This is a genomic window from Pseudoalteromonas sp. BSi20429 (genome assembly GCF_000238895.1).
GTDB lineage: Bacteria > Pseudomonadota > Gammaproteobacteria > Enterobacterales > Alteromonadaceae > Pseudoalteromonas > Pseudoalteromonas arctica.
Window position 1 is genome coordinate 66,802 of sequence record NZ_BADV01000035.1, and the last position, 17,986, is coordinate 84,787.

14 protein-coding genes are annotated in these 17,986 nt (G+C 37.7%); 5 read left to right on the forward strand and 9 right to left on the reverse strand.

What is annotated here, in order from left to right:
* Positions 1–241 precede the first annotated feature (241 nt).
* Positions 242–3,415 carry a TonB-dependent receptor gene (locus P20429_RS12020; RefSeq protein WP_007582416.1) on the reverse strand — a complete coding sequence of 1,058 codons (3,174 nt, stop codon included), beginning with the start codon at positions 3,413–3,415 and terminating at the stop codon, positions 242–244.
* A gap of 43 nt (positions 3,416–3,458) precedes the next feature.
* Positions 3,459–4,313 carry a S1/P1 nuclease gene (locus tag P20429_RS12015; RefSeq protein ID WP_007582418.1) on the reverse strand — a complete coding sequence of 285 codons (855 nt, stop codon included), beginning with the start codon at positions 4,311–4,313 and terminating at the stop codon, positions 3,459–3,461.
* A 251-nt stretch (positions 4,314–4,564) separates the two neighbouring features.
* Here P20429_RS12015 and P20429_RS12010 point away from each other — a divergent pair, with 251 nt between their 5' ends.
* Together P20429_RS12010 and P20429_RS12005 are read left to right on the forward strand one after the other, a co-directional pair.
* Positions 4,565–5,431: a hypothetical protein gene (locus tag P20429_RS12010; RefSeq protein WP_081473431.1), complete on the forward strand. Its 867-nt coding sequence runs from the start codon at positions 4,565–4,567 to the stop codon at positions 5,429–5,431.
* On the forward strand, positions 5,424–6,368 hold the full coding sequence (locus P20429_RS12005; RefSeq protein WP_007582422.1) for a hypothetical protein: 945 nt from the start codon (positions 5,424–5,426) through the stop codon (positions 6,366–6,368). Before P20429_RS12010 ends, P20429_RS12005 begins: the two co-directional genes overlap by 8 nt.
* Positions 6,369–6,394: 26 nt before the next feature.
* On the opposite strand, the gene ushA is transcribed toward P20429_RS12005, so the two are convergent.
* Together ushA and P20429_RS11995 are read right to left on the reverse strand one after the other, a co-directional pair.
* Positions 6,395–8,026: a bifunctional UDP-sugar hydrolase/5'-nucleotidase UshA gene (ushA, locus tag P20429_RS12000; protein ID WP_007582424.1), complete on the reverse strand. Its 1,632-nt coding sequence runs from the start codon at positions 8,024–8,026 to the stop codon at positions 6,395–6,397.
* Between the two features lie 87 nt (positions 8,027–8,113).
* On the reverse strand, positions 8,114–8,299 hold the full coding sequence (locus P20429_RS11995; RefSeq protein WP_007582425.1) for a hypothetical protein: 186 nt from the start codon (positions 8,297–8,299) through the stop codon (positions 8,114–8,116).
* Positions 8,300–8,547: 248 nt separating this feature from the next.
* On the opposite strand from P20429_RS11995, the gene P20429_RS11990 reads away from it, so the two are divergent.
* Positions 8,548–9,288, forward strand: coding sequence for a peptidylprolyl isomerase (locus tag P20429_RS11990; protein ID WP_007582426.1), 741 nt, complete (start codon positions 8,548–8,550; stop codon positions 9,286–9,288).
* Between the two features lie 64 nt (positions 9,289–9,352).
* On the opposite strand, the gene P20429_RS11985 is transcribed toward P20429_RS11990, so the two are convergent.
* Complete coding sequence (locus P20429_RS11985) at positions 9,353–9,769, reverse strand: MAPEG family protein (protein ID WP_007582427.1); 417 nt, start codon at positions 9,767–9,769, stop codon at positions 9,353–9,355.
* Positions 9,770–10,008: 239 nt separating this feature from the next.
* Between P20429_RS11985 and P20429_RS11980 the strand changes: the two genes are divergently transcribed.
* Positions 10,009–12,891 carry an insulinase family protein gene (locus tag P20429_RS11980; RefSeq protein ID WP_007582428.1) on the forward strand — a complete coding sequence of 961 codons (2,883 nt, stop codon included), beginning with the start codon at positions 10,009–10,011 and terminating at the stop codon, positions 12,889–12,891.
* A 70-nt stretch (positions 12,892–12,961) separates the two neighbouring features.
* Here P20429_RS11980 and P20429_RS11975 read toward each other — a convergent pair whose 3' ends face one another.
* Complete coding sequence (locus P20429_RS11975; protein WP_007582429.1) at positions 12,962–14,344, reverse strand: Na+/H+ antiporter NhaC family protein; 1,383 nt, start codon at positions 14,342–14,344, stop codon at positions 12,962–12,964.
* A 316-nt stretch (positions 14,345–14,660) separates the two neighbouring features.
* On the opposite strand from P20429_RS11975, the gene P20429_RS11970 reads away from it, so the two are divergent.
* On the forward strand, positions 14,661–15,167 hold the full coding sequence (locus P20429_RS11970) for a GNAT family N-acetyltransferase (protein WP_007582430.1): 507 nt from the start codon (positions 14,661–14,663) through the stop codon (positions 15,165–15,167).
* Here P20429_RS11970 and P20429_RS11965 read toward each other — a convergent pair.
* The 3 genes from P20429_RS11965 to P20429_RS19380 form a co-directional block, all read right to left on the reverse strand.
* A complete protein-coding gene (locus P20429_RS11965) occupies positions 15,164–15,772 on the reverse strand; it encodes a PqiC family protein (protein ID WP_007582431.1) in 609 nt (202 codons plus the stop codon). The genes P20429_RS11970 and P20429_RS11965 overlap by 4 nt on opposite strands.
* Complete coding sequence (gene pqiB, locus P20429_RS11960; RefSeq protein WP_007582433.1) at positions 15,772–17,427, reverse strand: intermembrane transport protein PqiB; 1,656 nt, start codon at positions 17,425–17,427, stop codon at positions 15,772–15,774. The genes P20429_RS11965 and pqiB overlap by 1 nt, the downstream gene beginning before the upstream one ends.
* On the reverse strand, positions 17,424–17,986 hold a 563-nt coding region (locus tag P20429_RS19380; RefSeq protein WP_033026623.1), incomplete at its 5' end, for a paraquat-inducible protein A. The genes pqiB and P20429_RS19380, both read right to left, overlap by 4 nt.

The window sequence follows — 17,986 nt, forward strand, 5'->3', positions numbered from 1 at the left end:
ACTAGTGTACCTTATTTATTCGTTACAAATAAAATACAACTGCAATATATTTTTAATAAATAGTACTATTTTTGTCTATTTGAGTGTTTTTTTGAGCAATAACTCTATATCGGGGTATATATTACGTGGGCTTTATGACAAACATGTGAAATTGGGGTGTGAAAAACAAAAAACCCATTACAATTTTGCAATGGGTTTTGTTAACAAATAACTTAATGTGTTATTACTTACCTATTAAGACTTAAAACTTGTAGCTAATACCAACTTTAGCCTGCCAAGCTGATGACGATGAACTGATTTGCGAGTAATTACGCACATCCGCACCGCCAAAACTGTTGTCTATTTTATATCTACCTTGATCATCAAGACCACCAAAGTCATAAATAGTTTGGTTAGAGTAACCTAAGCGTTTTTCTACACCCCAATCGCTGTTTAGAAGGTTTGCGAAATTATCAATCATTAGATAAACCTCACCAGTGTGACCTTCAGCAAAGCCAGGTATTTCTTGCTTAATGCTAACGTCCATTGTAGTAACCCAAGGTTGCGTTGCTGTATTTTTACCTAAGATCCCACCACGTTGAGATATACCAGCACGCTCTAATAACGGTTCTAACTCAGCCCAAGTCATTTTAGAATCAGCCCAATTTACATTCGGATCATCAGCACCTGTAGGGATATAAGGTAAGTAAGCACCATTAGTGAATAAAGAGCTAGTATCACCTAAGTCTTCATCTTTATACATATTCATTGTGTAACTAAATGGGCGACCTGAACGACGTTCAAAATAAACATTGAACTTGGTTGCATATCCTTCAAAAAATTCAGTGTTATACGCTAAGTTAATTTTAAAGCTGTGCTCAACTTCGTAAAAGCCACGTGCTGCAATATCTTCATTACGATTTACTGTAATATTGTGCTTATAGTTACCTTCTGCCTGAGAAGCTGAACCTGCTGATGACTCGGTAACATCTTGGTGAGCATAGCTTGCCGATACAAACAGGCCATTGTCCCATTGTTTAGCAATACCCGTTGAAATAATAATTGAACGACCATCATCCGATGAATTAGTCATTTCTATGTCAACATTATCGCCACTGTAAATACTTTGATTGATAACACGTTCGCCGTCCGCTGCTAAGCCTACTGGATTAATAGACGAATTATGCCATACCGCTTCATTCTCTTTTTTATGGTAAGCAATTTCTGCTTGCCATTTAAAGCCATCACCTAATAGTTCAGAATCAAACTCATATTCAAAACCTATTTGGGTGCGAATGCTTGAAGGCAATTTAAAGTCAGGGTCGATATACGCAACGCTACCAGCACCTTGCTCTAATGTATTTTTTATTTCATCAGGAACCTGAGTGATATCAGCTGTGTTATTTGCATAGTAATCATTAATTACATCGTTTTGTGCTGATACTAAAGTAATGCCATCACTTTGGAATGAATTGTTATACCAAACATTTGGAATACCGCCTTGGAAACGACCAATACCACCATTAATAGTAAGCGCTTCTGTTACGTAGTACTTAAAGCCAACACGAGGAAGAATAATGTCTAGACCATCAAGATTTTCTTGGTTAGTAAAGCCATACGTATTAGCAAAATTCTCATTTAGAGTTGGTTTATCATCAGATGATAAGCGCTCATAACGAATACCTGCTGTAACTTCTAAATCGTCACCTACATAAAAAGTATCTTCTATGTAAAGCGCTAGCTGGTTACGTCTTACATCATATGCTGTATCAGCTGAATCATTAGTGTAAGCATTTTGATAAGAGAAATCATAAGAACCAATCTCACGGTTTTCAAAATTTTCTAAGCTATCAAACTTCCACGTTCCAAGAGAGTTTTGAGCAAACAAGTTATATAAACGAAGTGACTCGTACTGAGCTCCAAAGTTTATTTCATGCTCATCCATTAAATACGTAGCGTCTAACGTAAAAGTTAGATTTTGTGTTTCTGAACGGTTTGCATGGCGGTATTGATCTGTACCAAAGTTGTAAGAAGGACCATTTCGACCGTCTTCCTCAACAGTAATGCTTCCTAAGTTAGAGCGAGTTGCGCTATCAGAGGTAACATCTTTATACGACACACCAATTTCTGTTGAAAAGTTTTCAGTCCAATCAGAGTAAAGCTTAGATGAAAAGTTATTAAACTTAGTTACGTATGCATAAGTGCTTGAAACTAAGGCTATATTATCACCGCCTGTGCTAGAGTTACGCTCATCTTGGTCGTCTTGCCATTGATAAGTGAAATCTAAACGGTGGTCATCACTTGCGTTCCAGCTTAATTTAACAAGCAAGTTTTTGTTTGTATCTTCTGGCGCACCGGCTAATGAATCAGTTAAGCCGTATTCATTATTTAAGATAGAAATGAAACGATTATAGTTAGCTTCAGAAGTATTAAATTCATTTGAAGCACCAGAACCGTCAAAGCCGTAATCTAGATCTAATTCACTTGACCATTCTGCATAGTTAACAAAGTAAAACAGTTCATCTTCAATAATCGCTCCACCGACATTAAAACCAAATCTTTCTTCAGTTTTAATCGGCTCTACTTTATTTGTAGAGTAAGTTTTATGACCTAGCTCATCAAGATCGTCTTCTTGTACAATATTATCAACATCGCCAGCTATCTCAGGAGTAGATATTTCATAAAAGCCAGAGAATTTAAACTCATTCGTACCAGACTTTGTTACTGCGTTAATAGTACCGCCACCAAAGTTACCTTTAGAAGCTGAGAAAGGAGATACATCAACAGAAACTTGTTCAATAGCGTCAAGTGCTACAGGAGGCTGAGAAGTAGGGTAGCCACCAAAGTTCAAGCCAAAGTCATCATTTTGACCAATACCGTCAACTGTTAAACCGTTGGTACGAGGGTTACTACCTGCAAACGTTAGCTCACCATTACCATTAATACTGGCAAGTGGGTTTAAGCGCGCAATATCTTTAATGTCACGATTAAAGCTTGGCATATTTTCAATAGTGTCAGAGCCAAATGTACTGCTAGAGCCACCTGATTGTTGAACAATCTTATAACCAGACACTTCAATCTTTTCGATGTTTAGCGGAGCAAGCTGCGAGCTTAAACGGTAAGTTTCACCAAGGTTCAAGTATATATTTTCAACAGTGGTATCGTTAAACGTATCAGAATCAATGATAACCATGTAAGGACCACCTACACGTAAACCATTAGCGATAAACGTACCACTTTCGTTTGTAGTTAGTTCGCTAATAGTTCCCGTTGGTTGGTGAATTACTTTGATTTTAACGTTTGCAGCACTGCCACCTGAAGGCGTTGTAATTTTACCACGCATTGCAGATGAAGTATCAGCAGCCATTGCGCTTGTAGAAACACCTAGAGCTAAAATTACCGCTCCAGTTAATTTCGAAAGGCGAAGCTTAGTCATAATGTTGATTTCCCGTGTGTAGGTTATATAAATTTAATACAGTTTATTTGTCAGTCGTCATTTTCAGTGCCGTTTCTAACTCTTTTGCAGATGGGTCAAATAAGGCATTTAGTAATCCAGCTAATCGAATACCCGCTTGTTGTAAGCGCGTCTTTATAATTGGAGTATTGTTATATATGTAGCTATAACCAATTTCGTTGTTGGTATATTTATAAATTTTTGTGGCTAAATTATGAGATTCTTCAACCCATGTCATAGGTGAGCTTTGTAAATACTCAGCAATTAACTCGCTGTTATTTGTATCAATAAATTGTGCGTACTCAGTAAACGACAAATTCTCATTCTCAACTAACTTTGTATCCCAAAGGCTGTGAAGATTTGTTTCTTCGTTAAAAAATGAAACCTTAATACGGTTACCACCTCTATCTTCACTTCGACCAGCATGAAATGGTTGGTGACTGTCGCCCACCAAATGTACTAAAAAACGTAAACTGAACTGTTTAGCATCTAAGGTGCTATTTTTATCAGTGAGCGTTTGCATTGAATAGTGAATGCCTTCTAGGATATTACTTACAGATTCTTTGTTTTTAGTGTGATCGTGATTGAAGCTGAAAGATTTTCCTGGTGCTGCATTAATATAATGCCAACGAGATGATTGCTTTTGCCAAAACTCGCCAGGGGCAGAGCGCATTTCATCAGGCCACGTTGATATTTGTGCAAGTGATTCACCATCAAGGTAGGGTTGTATTGCCGCTTTAGTTGTTTCGCTTATATGAGATTCTGCAATCTTACCTACAATGCGGTGGCCATTTTGACCCCAAGCATGTGAGTCAGTGCTTGTAAATATTGCACTAATCAAAAGCGCAGAAGATATCGAGTACTTTATATTGCTATGCATTAGAACTTCCTTAATGAATATTTCATGGCGTTGCTACAGGCTAATGCGGTCAATTGTCCTTACTTTTGGTGTTGATAGGAAGGACTCATTAAAATTCATAGTTTCTTATTCACATTACTTTTAAATCAATAGGTTATGTTTAACAGGTAAAATTACTTGTTGTAATAGGTAAGCGAAATTGTTCAAATGCACTATATAGTCTATTTTTGAGTGGCATTGCTTTGAATTTTAAAAATATTGTGTTGCACAAAATGTTAATTGTTACATTTTTGTTTCTATTGTTGGTCGTTACGTGGGTTTGCGGTCAAGTTAGTGTATACAATGATGAATTACACTTTCCAGTTATGATCGAAACCTCAACAGAGTGTCAAACAACTGCAACAAGTAACAAAGGCCAATTAATTGTTTTTACGCAATCAAAAAAAATAGCTAAGTTATTAACACAAAAGTTATGCTCTGATAACGTGGTGGCTAAGCAATATGGCTCTGTAAAAGGGTATTGGGGGTATAGAACGGCAGACAGCTTTGAGTTTGTGGGTAAAGGAATTGCTGACTTGATTTTGGCTAAAAACAATATTATGGCAGCCTTTAAAGCAGAGTCGACCTATAACTACCAGCCCGTTGTTGGTTTTTCTGACTACACGGCTTTTTTTATATCTTCTAAAGAAAAACCTAGAGTTACTAAACAATACTTTTTAGACAAGCGCATAGGTTTGCTTGATTATCCGACCAGCCGATCAGGGCATATTTTACCAAAGCAAACGTTTAAAGAGTTGGATATTAATTTAGCCAATTTGAAAATCACTTATGCTAGCTCTCATAACGAATTACGTGATTTACTCGCTAATGGAAAAGTAGATATTATTGCTTCGTTTTGGAAAGAGAGCGACGAAAAACGTTTTTCAAAAAACTATATAACGCCATTGAGTAATAATATTTCTGGAACAAGATGGTATTTAAAAATGCAGCAAAACAACACTGATTTATTATGCGCAGTGCAGGAAAATTTGCTTGATATGTCTAAAGATCAAAGTTTGCATTATTATCAAAACGTCCAGCCATTTTGGCGCTGTGGCGCCAGCTTAGTAAGCTTAAAAGAGGAGGCTGGTGATGAGTAAGTATAAGCAATTACTTGTTATTATAAGTTTGTTTTTTATTTTATCGTCTGTCTATTATATTTCTGTAACTCAAAAAAGCCAGCAAGTAGCTAAACAAAAAATTACGCAGATAGAAAGACAAATAGCACTCGACTTACCATTACTCGATTTATCAAATGAGCTGCTAAAGCATTCAGGTAATAAAGATGCAGTTAACAGCTACATTAAAACTTTAAACAGCTACATTAATTCGAACGAGCTCAAAGTTGTTGCTATTGCACCAAAAAGCGAAATGGTAACACCTGTAAACCCACACCAAATAATACGTAGTTTGAGCACTAATAATGGGCTCGTATTAGTTGTATTTAACGTCCAACAAACCCACTTTACATTGAGCCATTTTATTTACTATTTTATATTTTTAGTATTAAGTGTGTTGGTTAGTTTTTGGGTAAAGTTTGCGTTTATTAAACAAAGCAATAAGCGGTTTAATAATGCACAGCATCAATCAATTGCAGAGCCTACGCCGCTGATACTTATTGTTGACCTTAACGATAAAACATTATCAAGTAGTTGTAATACAGAACAAAAAATGTGTTTAGCTAATAAGCCATTGTGCTTTTATTTAGCACTTGTAGAGTATTGTACAAATAACGATGATGTAGCGCTTAGTCATAATAAAGATGTGCCAGAGGAGCTGCTAGAGCTTGCTAACAAGTATTTTTATAGGTTGGTCGAACTCGGCCATACAGTTAGAAAAAGGCCTAACTTTAATAATAGCCTAGAAAAAACCCTGAGCGAAGTACGTGCTGCATTAGATGAAGTACTCAGCGAGTATCCCGAAGAAAAAGAGTTATATTATCCACCTAAAGCATACGGGGAGGGTTCTCGCTCTCGTCTGCATAGTTATGGGCTGGCAAATATTAAAAAGGGCAGTATTGAAATAATAGGAAAGTAACAAGGTTACTTTCCTATTATTAGAGGCTATTTAGGAGTAAATTCAGCCGTTTTAAGAGGGCTGTTTTTTGATATAAAATCTTGAAGTGCTTGGGCATCTGTTTCGTCTGTACTAACAAAGCCTTTTTTATTTGTAAGCGCAGGATAGCCATCACCGCCTGATGCGTTATAGCTATTTAAGCTCATTCTATACGTTTTATTTTTGTTCAAAGGTTGCCCGTTAATAACAACATTAACTAACTGATTATTTTTACGCTCAAACGATAGTTTATGGTATTGCAAATAAGCGCCAGCATCCGGTGGGAAGCTGGTTACTGTATTTAAATAGTCCCATAAATCACTGCCTTGCCAATCCATGTAAGTAATACGATTTTTAAAAGGATGTACTTTTAAAATATCTTTATAGCTCACTTCACCAGCCTCTATTGAGCTGCGAATACCACCACCACTTATTAGTCCAAAGTCTGCATTTACTACATCCATTTGAGCTTGAATAATTACGCGTGCAAGATTTGTTTGTTGGTAGCGAACTTTGTTTCTGTCACCTTCTAAGCGAGCATCTACTTCACCTATAGTACCTTCAATTTGTTTAGCGCCTTTTGCTTGATATACCGCTAAATAAGATTCAAGTTTTGAGTCTGGTTTAATGTACTCGTTTGCTAACACTTCTTTAGTTGAGCCATCAGCTTGTACTTTATCTACATACAAATTAACTGGCATCAGTTTGTAGTCTAGTAACGTTAATTTTCCGTTTTCAAGCTTAAACTCAGCTTTACCAACATATTTACCCCATTCATGGGCTTGCATAATGTAAGTACCGTTTTGTTGGTCTGGTTTACAGGCAAGACCTGGTTTAAAGCTATCGTCATTTACATTTGTATCGCTCATACATACAGGTTCTTGAGAGTGGCCACCAATGATCATATCTAGCGTGTTTGCAGGAAGTGAGCGAGCAAGTGTTACATCACCGGGCGCGTTAATACCAAAGCTAGCATCAACATAATGACCCATATGAGTCAGGGCGATTGTAATGTCAGGGTTATACTTAGCTTTTATTTCTTTAGCTAGTTTTGCTGTAACGTCAACAGGGTCTTTAAACTCTAAGTGCCCAATATACTGAGGATTACCAATTTTAGCTGTGTCGGTTGTTGTTAAACCAATAACAGCAATAGTTAAGCCATTTTTTTTGAATATTTTATAGCTATCAAACGCATGTTCGCCTGATTCTTTTTCAAATATATTGGCTGATAGAAAAGGAAAGTTCACCCATTTTTGCTGTTGCTTCAATACATCAATAGGGTTGTCGAATTCGTGATTACCCAATGCCATTGCATCGTAACCAATCAGCGACATTCCTTTAAAGTCAGGCTCTGCTTTTTGTAAGTCTGACTCAGGAATACCTGTATTTATATCACCACCAGAGAGTAGTAATACTGCATGACCTTGCTTTTGAGCTTTATTGCGTAAAGAGTCAATTAACGTTTTGCGAGCGGCCATACCGTATTCGCCTTTTTCGTTTTGCCAAAAACGCCCGTGGTTATCATTAGTATGAAGAACAGTTAAATATTTAGTCGGGGTAGCGCTAAACACGGATTCAGGAGCAGGAGATGTGCATCCAAGTACACTAAAAATAACCGAAAATAAAATAATTATACGCATAAAATACCTATGGATTAAGGTCTACTTAATTTATCAGGCAGCTAGTTTAAACTAGTTCCATGCTAAAAAAACGTACTTATTTACATTTTATTTGGAAGGGGCTGTTAATTGGTTTGTGGCAGCACGTTCACGACGCTTCAACTCCGTATTCGCATACTCTCGCTTGTGGTGATTAGTACCTATCATCCAGGTTAAAAAGCTTGCTGGCAGTTTTATATAGGGTTCGCCTTTGTGTAAACCAAAGTCGCAAATTGCATGTTTAGTGTGTGGCATTATAAGATCCTGTTGTTTTGTGTTTTTTAAAGGTAACAAAAAGTAGCCATACTCTTAAGATGATTTAATTTTAAATAATTAGATTTATATAGCTAAAAAGAATATAAGTAATGGTATATGTAATTAATTTGTTATCAACACGGTCTAATTTGTATCAACTCGCACTTTAGAATCGATTTTAATCGCCTATGGCATTAATGTGTTAACGCATTAACAATTATCTAAAAATATAACAACAGGAATACAACATGAAAAAACTTTTACTTGGCTCAGTACTCGCCGCAGCAAGCTTTACAAGTGCTGCCACTATTGTCGAAATGAACACGAGCCAAGGTGTCATAGAAATTAACTTGTTTGATCAACAAACACCTAAAACAGTCGCAAATTTTTTAAGTTACGTTCAAGACGATTCATATAACGAAACAGTAATTCACCGCTCTGTTAGTAACTTTGTTATTCAAGGGGGGGGATTTACATTTTCTGACTCGCTAGATGCGATTACCACAAAGCCTGCTGTAGAAAATGAGCCTGTTTTTTCTAATGTTAAGGGCACCATTGCGATGGCTAAACTATCGGGTGATGCTAATAGCGCAACAAGCCAGTGGTTTTTTAATATTACAGACAATAGTGCAGCACTTGATACGCAAAACGGTGGCTTTACTGTGTTTGGACAAATTACTGCAGCAAGCCAATCAACGTTAGATAAAATTGCAGCATTAGTACACTGTGGTGAAACACCCGTTGTTGGTATTACTGCTGAACAATGTGCAAGCACTGATGTAACAATTAGCAATGCTAATTTAGTGACTATTCAAAACGTGGCGGTAATGGATGATGATCCTAATTCAGCCGCAGGTCTTACTGTTACTGAAAATACGCTAATTGATTCTGACACATCAACAGATTCAGGTAGCAGTTCTGGCGGCGGATTAATTTGGCTTTTAGGTGCTTTTTTACTTGCGGTTCCTCGTTTAAAACGTGCTAAATAATTAAAATTAACGGTAATGTGGATGGCGTAAACCAGCCGCCCACATTATTATTAAACTTTGCTGTTTAAAGTAATACTCGCCAAACCATCGCAAGCCAAATTGAAAACACACAAGCACAACCTAGTAAAAACACTTTAAAACGTGCGCGTACGTTATTTTCACCTAAATGAATAACACTATGCATAATACGTGTCGCTACAAATAAACAGGCCAGTATGGCCACAAGTGTACTGGCACTATTTAGCTGTAGTGCAAGTAAACACCCCGCGTAAAAAAGCACAGGTATTTCAAACTGATTTGAAAAGTTTCTATCTGCAACCCTAATAGTGTCGCCAGCCTTATCTAATTGCATTGTTTTAAAATCGCTTAAATCTAATTGTTTGTTTTTAGCTGCTGCAAAGCGCCTTTTACCCATAATGAGCATGACAACCAGTGAAAGCGTAACTTGTGCAAACATGGCAAGTATGATGATTTTTTCCATTGTTTTTCCTTATTATTATTTAGAATTTGCGTATCTTTTGATATTGAATGATTTTTAATCTCGCAAGGTTGGCAGACTCCCAACTAATATCCGATTATGAAGACATTTTTCACAATGTGTTACACAAAATAGCGTTATTTTGTAGAAAGTTATTAATTGAAAATGTTAGTTTAGCTTAACTATATTGCTTTGAATTGGCGCACGCTATTTTGCGCAATACTTTTTAATGGAAAACAAAAATGAAAAAGATTATTGGTTTTAGTGCTATCGCACTTGCAGTCTTAAGTGGTTGTTCAAATACAGCTTCGGTTTCTGTGGCGCCTCCGGCCTCTTTATTATCAGACACGTTAGTTGTAAGTCCTAACGATAACCGCGAATATAAAACACTTAAATTAGCAAACGACATTGAAGTTATTTTAGTGTCTGATCCGGGTGCTGAAAAGTCAGCAGCGGCACTAAGTGTAGGTGTAGGTTTACTACACGACCCGATGTCGCAACAGGGTATGGCGCATTATTTAGAACACATGCTGTTTTTAGGCACTGATCGTTACCCAGATACAAAAGGGTATTCTGATTTTATGACCAAAAATGGTGGCGCGCACAATGCGTATACTTGGCTCGATATTACTAATTACATGTTTAAAATTAATAACGACGCGTTTGATGAAGGGCTAGACCGTTTTGCCGACTTTTTTAAGGCACCTAAGTTATACCCTGAATACACAGACAAAGAAAAAAATGCAGTAAACGCAGAGTGGTCAATGCGTCGCGAAATGGACTTTTTTGGTCAATTTAAACTAGCGCGTAAAATGATGGGCGATCACCCAGCTAATCGCTTTTTAATTGGTAACCTAGAAACACTTGGTGACAAAGAAAATAGTTCTCTTCACAAAGAAACGGTTGATTTTTATAATAAATATTATTCTTCAAATGTCATGAAAGTAGCGCTTATTTCTAATTTACCTATTGCTGAAATGGAGCAAAAAGCACAAAAATACTTTGCTGATATAAAAAATAAAAACATAGAAAAACCAACAGTAACTGCAAAGCTTGATTTTGATAACGCTGGCGGTAAACGCGTGTTTTATGCACCAAATGAAGATGTAAAACAGCTACAACTTGATTTCACCATTGCTAATAATAATAGCGAATTTGCCCTTAAACCAAACCGATTTGTAGCGTATTTACTAAGTAATGAAATGCCGGGCAGCCCAGCGCAATTGCTTCGTGACAAAGGGTGGGTATCTCAGTTGTCAGCTTCAGCTGCACCAAATCAATATGGTAACTACGGGTCATTAAACGTAAACGCAGAGCTTACAGATAAAGGCATGAAAAATCGTGACGAAATAGTTGCGACTATTATGCAGTACATCGATTTAATTAAAAAAGAGGGCGTTGATAGCAAGTACTTCAACGAAATTCGTACATCACTAAATAACCAGTTTAAGTTTTTAGAAAAAGGTGATGAGTTTAATTATGTAAGCTCACTTACACAAAGCATGCAAGACTATCCGTTAAATCACGCTATTAATGCACCTTACTATTATGCAAAATTTGATGCTAATGCGGTAAATAAAGTACTTGAGCAGTTAAATGCCGATACTCTTCGTATTTGGTATGTATCGCAGCAAGAAGAGACTGACTCGCAACTACACTTTTACGACGGCAAATACCGCATTAGTGATATTGGCGATGATGAAATTGCCAGCTGGAAAAAACCAAGCGAATTTAAGTTAGCACTACCAACTGTAAACAATTTATTGCCTGAAAATTTTGCAATAAAAACTCAAGCATTTAAAGAGCAGAAACACCCAGAACTTGCTTACGATAAAAATGGTGTAAAAGTATGGCGCCAAGCAAGTCAAAAATTTGCAGAGCAGCCAAAAGGGCTTGTTGAAGTTTATATAAATACTCAACCAGGTTTGAACGATATTAAAGCAGAAGTACTTTATTCTGTTTGGGCTGATTTATACAATATTCAACAAAGTCAGTTAAGTACCGAAGCAGCAATCGCTGGTATGAGTGTAAGCCTTGCGCCGAGTAATGGTCTTGTTTTATCTATGAGTGGTTTCACAGATAAACAAGATGTATTGCTTAAACAAGCTTTAACCGGATTAAAAGCCGATGAAACAGCACAAGCATTTAGCCAAGCAGTTGATCGCTTTAAACGTAATTTACTAAACCAACAAAAACAGTTTCCGTATGCACAAGCATTTGGCGAGTATTCAAAACTAACGCGTACAGGTGGTTTTGATACAGACGCGCTTATTAAAGCCGCTGACTCAGTGAATGTTGCCGACTTAGCACAATTAAAAACAGCTACGTTTGCACAAAACGATTTACGCGTATTTAGTTACGGTAACTACAATCAGCAAGATATAGACGCGATTGCAGACGAATTAAGTGCAACGCTACCAAGCAACCATAAACGCAGTGAATTTGCGCGCAGCAAAGCGTGGTTGCCTCAACCGGGCGAAACGCTGGTACTGCAAAAAGATATAGATGTAGCCGATGTAGCGGTGGTTGATATGACCGTTCACCCTGTTGCGGGTTACAAACAAAAAGCAGAAGCGGCTGTATTACAAAGCCACTTTAGAACAGTTGCGTTTGATAAAATGCGTACTGAGGAGCAGCTTGCATACGCAGTAGGTGCATTAGCTCGCCCAATCGAGGATTACTCAGCAATTGGTTTGTATATTCAAACACCGGTTAAAGGTCCTAAAGAAATACAAGCTCGTTTTGATAAGTTTAAAAAAGAATACGCAGTTGAACTTGATAACATGAGCGAAGAGACTTTTGAGCAGCTTAAAAATTCAACCCTAGTATCGCTTAAAGAGCAGCCTAAAAACTTAAGTGACGAAATGAGCCCACTTATAAACGATTGGTACCGTGAAAATTTTACCTTTGATTCTAAGCAAAAGCTGATTGATGAAGTTGAAAAAGTAACGCTTGCAGATATAAAAGACTACTACAAGCAAACAATGCTTAATCCTAATGCGGCACGTTTAAATGTGCAATTACGTGGTACTAAGTTTATAGAAAGTGACTTTGCCGATTTACCAAATCAAACTAAAATCACAACGCTTGATGCCTATTACAATGGTATTAAACTACAAAAATAAGCTTTATTTATACAGCTAAAAATAAACCCCAATGTATTGCTACATTGGGGTTTATTATTTATTAAGCTAATTAAGCCATTATTAAAAAGCCTATAACAGCTAATGCCGCAGCAATTAGCGTGTAAGGCAATTGTGTAACGGCATGGCTCATTAAATTACAACCAGAGCCTTGCGCTGCGAGTACGGTTGAATCTGAGTAAAAACACGCTTGGCTACCAAAAGAAGAAGCCGATAATAGCGCACCAATGACCAGTGGTATGTTTGCATCAACCGCATTTGCCAGTGGCATAACAATCGGAATTGATACAGCAAAAATACCCCAGCTAGACCCTGTTGCAAACGCTAAAATAGCCATTGAAATAAATACCACGGCTGGTAAATATGCAGCGGTCATATAAGGGCTTAAGCTACCTATAACAAACTGAGGCAAACCAATTAAGTCGCATACGTCTTTGAATATAAACGCCGCTATAACAGTACCAATAGCGGGGATCATACTTTTAAAGCCATCAAGCATGCGCTCAATCATTTCACTTACGCTCATTAATTTTTGTAGCGCATAAAACGGGAGAGTGACCGCCATTGTTGCTAGTAAGCCTTTGTATACGTCTATTTCAAAGTAAACAGTAAATGCAACCAGTAAAATAATCGGCACTAAAAAGTTACGTAATTTACCTTTAGGATCAGCGTCTTCAAAGTTTTCTTCAGCTGCTTTTACTGCGTATTCATCTGCCGTTTGAACGTTATTGTATTGAGCTGGATCGACTTGAGCTTGCTCAATTTGCGCCATTTGTTCTGCTTTTTTCATTGGACCAATCGCAGGAATAACACCCAACACAACAAGTAAAACAACAAGCACCGCAAACCACGCGTAAAACATGTACGGAATAGCTTGAATATAAACAGCAATACCTTTGCCTTCTTCAGCAATACCGTTATCTACCAATAAGCCACTAAAAAATACCGCCCAGGTAGATAAAGGGACAAGCACACAAATTGGTGCAGCAGTTGAGTCAACAACGTAAGCAAGCATTTCGCGGCTAACTTTAAATTTATCGGTAATGCGTTTCATGGTTTCACCCACAGTAAGCGCATTTAAGTAGTCATCAATAAAAATAACCACACCTAAACAAAAGGTCATAAACAAAGATGAACGCTTACCTTTAGTGTATTTAAGAGCTAACTTGCCAAAAGCTGATGCGCCACCTGTACGCACTAATAGTGCGATAAGTGCGCCAAAACCACCACATACAAGTATTAGCCAGCCGATGGTTTCGTCTGTCATTACTTTTAGCGATGTACTCGCAAAGTTAGTAAGTACCTGTGCAGGATCGGCTATAACTAAACCAACTAAAGCACCAATAAGTAAAGATAAAATAGGGCGGCGTAATACAACAGCCAATACAACCACCACTAACGGTGGTAGTAAACTCAACGCAGAAGGTTCAAGCATTTAAGTATTCACAAAATTAAAAGCACGCATAAAAATTAAATTAATTTTCAAGCCGCTTATACAAAAACAAAGAAGATGATAAGTTTGTTGTTAAATCATTTTCCAAGTCACTGCTTTTGTACGCGTGGGAGGGACACATAAACAGTTATGTTTAATAGCTGTTTAAGTGAAACGCGTTGGCTTTGGCGCCAGACGGTGCAGGAGTGCAAACCGCTATTGTTGTGCCTGTAAAAACATCGGCGCAAAAATAATCCGCTTTTTAATTTCAGTCAACAAAAAGTTACATGCAAAACAAAGTTTTTTAGAGGAGCTTACATTGAACGCTGTATTTAAAACAAATCGACTGTTGTTGCGCCATGCAAATGAGCTTGATGCAGCTATTTTACTTAAGCTAGTTAATCAGGCGAGTTTCATAGAGCATATTGGTGATAAAGCAATCTATACCCTTGATGATGCCAAGTCGTACATCAATCAGTCATTTATTGCTTCTCATGTACGCCAAGGCTTTGGGCCTTACATTATTACTTTGCATAATGCTGTAGTGGTTGGCGTTGTTGGGTTTTATAAACGCGCCGCGTTACTGCAACCTGATTTAGGTTTTGCACTTGTAAGCGGTTTTGAAAAAAAGGGTTATGTTTTTGAAGCGGCCAGCGCACTTTTGCAACATAAGCATGAATTTGGAATTACAAAACTGTGTGCAATAACATCACCAGATAATAGGGCATCGCAGAATGTGTTGTTAAAATTGGGCTTTAAAATAAAGGGCAAGGCGGTTATCAATAATGATAAAACCGCCGTAATTATATTTTCACTTAATGATTAAAGTCTTGCTTGTTCTATTTGTTTTGCAACATTTAGGTTTATATTTAGCCATGTTGCTTCAAGCGTTGAAACTAAACCGTCGTATCCATCATCATCTATAGGTACTAGGTTTGAAAAATTATGAATACTTATAAGACGTCGGCCTGTTTCAGGGTGTGTGTAATATAAACGCCAAAGCCCTGAAATATCAGCGTTACCTTCCATGTCGCCATTAAAGTGGTGAATTTCGTATTCAAGCTCATAAAACGTTTGTTGATCGAGTTCGGTAATGACCGGTAAGCCCTTTATTACCATCCAATTTGGCATAGCATTAAAAAGAGTTTGCTGGGCTGTTGCAGTGAGCATTACATCCGGCGATTCGCCCCACAGGTTGTAATTTGCGGCATGAATTTGGTTGCTATCTATTTTCATAGCAATACCTAAATTATTTAAAGCACCTCTAAGTACAACTGTTTGTATTCTTAATTGTGCGTCTGTGTCTGTCACATTTCGAGACGAGGCACCAATAGGCTGCTCAAACTGGTAATACTGTGTCGCAGTTTGTATTGATGAACTACAACCTGCCAATAGTAATAATAAACTTGCAGTTAAAAATAACGATTTCATTATTGCTTCCTTGGTTTTGGATCTGCTGGTAATGATTTATCAAAAATTAGCATATTAGGTTGCTCGTTTAATCCGCGAGTTAGAGGCTGTAGGCCCTCGCTTAAACGTTTAAACTCTTTTAATGTTTGCTGTATTTGATGATGAAGTTCAGAACCTGCTTGGTAACTGGCCATGGTTTTATCAAATTGGCGCATAGTTACTTCAAACTGCTCCATACTTTTTGTCATCTTTTCGAAGTTACGATTAAAGTCGCCTGGTAAGTTTTGTGTATCTTTTTGGCTTAGCAGCTCTCGCATTTCATTAGCAAGCGCTCGGTAATCGGTAAATGTGGCTTGCATTTGTTCTAAGCTATCTTCAACTTTTAAGTTATTTACTTTATTAAGTACGTCAGAGACTTGGTCGGCTAATACGGTTATGCCGCTAGAAATACTCGGAAAAACATCATACTGCACAAGTTTACCTAGGTGCGCTTGCGGTGCATCTGGGTATATATCAAAATCAACGTACACTGCACCCGTTAATAAATTACCAGGTTTTAACGAGGCGCGCATACCACTTTCAATCCAGCCTTTTAAACTACCTTGCCAATACTCTTTAGCTGAGGCACTGTCGTGATACAAGCGTCCGTATTCTACTTTTATAAGTACTGGAACCGCCGTATTATGGTTTCTAAAGTGGGCAGGTTTACCGTCAATAATTACATTGGCAGGGGTTTCAACAACAGTACCTACACGCATACCTCTATATTCGACAGGAGCACCTGTGCGTAGTCCTCGAACTGATTGTTCAAATTCAATGAGGTAGTAATCAAAATCGTAAAAGCGCTCTTCTAGCGCTTCTTTATAGCTTTGACTTAATGAAAAGCTATGCCCATCTTGTGCTATTTCACCCGGGGCCTGTTGTTCAGGTAAGCCAACCGAAATACCGCCTTTTAAAAGTTTACTTAAAGAGCCCGTATTAATATTGATGCCATCGGCAGATAGGTCAATTTCAATCCCTGCGTTCACCCAAAAAATAGAGTTCATGGTGATGAGATTTTGATAAGGTTCTTTAATAAATACGCCGTACTTCATTGCTTGGTTTTCCCAATCAAAAGTGGCGGTTTCTATTTGCCCTATTTTATAATTTTTGAAAAATATACCGGTACTCACATCAAGCACTTCAGCGTTGTAACTCATTAATTTGAAACGGCCACCTTTCACATCTTTACCAATGAGGGCGGGTTCGTCTTGTAATTTAAAACGCTCTTTTAGCTCTTTACTTTCACCGGGTGAAAACTCTAAATATACACCAGACAATAGCGTACTCATTCCGCTAATACCCGTTTCATCAATGCGTGGCTTTACGACCCAAATTTTGGCATCGTCAGTTAATAGGTTATTGTAGTTTTTGTCTATTTGCGCACGGGCAATAACGCTGTCTTGGGTGTCTGATAGTCGAACATGATCAATTTGACCTATTTTTACACTGCGCACTTTTATTTCAGTTTTACCTGCAATAATGCCCTCAGCTTGTGGCATTTCGATAAAAATTGTAGGGCCTTTATTAGCTTGGTATTGGTATAACATCCACATGCCCACTAACAGCGCAATTGCCGGAATGATCCAGATAGCGGAAATTTTCGGTTCTTTTGTTATTTCGGCAGTTTCGGTCATGCTTTGTTCTCTGATTTTTTGTTTTTAGGGGAATCCCACAACAAGCGTGGGTCAAAGGCATGGGCAGCCATCATTTGGCATATTACCATAACTGTAAAAAATACAATGCCTAATCCTGGTGTTACTGACATTAAATTACCCAGTTGAACTAAGGCAACTAAAATAGCAACCACGAATACATCTATCATCGACCATTTTCCAATAAACTCAGTCAGTTGATAAATTCGGGTGTAACTTTTTGTATGTCTATTGGCAGGTCTCGTTACCATAAAGCATAAAAAGCTCAATACAAAAGCTTTAGCAAGTGGCACCACAACGCTGGCTAAAAATATAATAGCGGCAATAGGGTAGGAGCCACTTTTCCAAAGTGTAATTACGCCACCAATTAAAGTTGAAGGGGATTCATCCCCAAGACTAGTGGTATGCATAATAGGCAAAACATTAGCTGGAATATAACAAACAACAGAGGTAATTAGCCAAGCTGCTGCTTTTTGTACGCTATAAGGATTTCTAACGTGCGTTTTTGTATGGCAACGCTGACAAATATTACCGGTACATA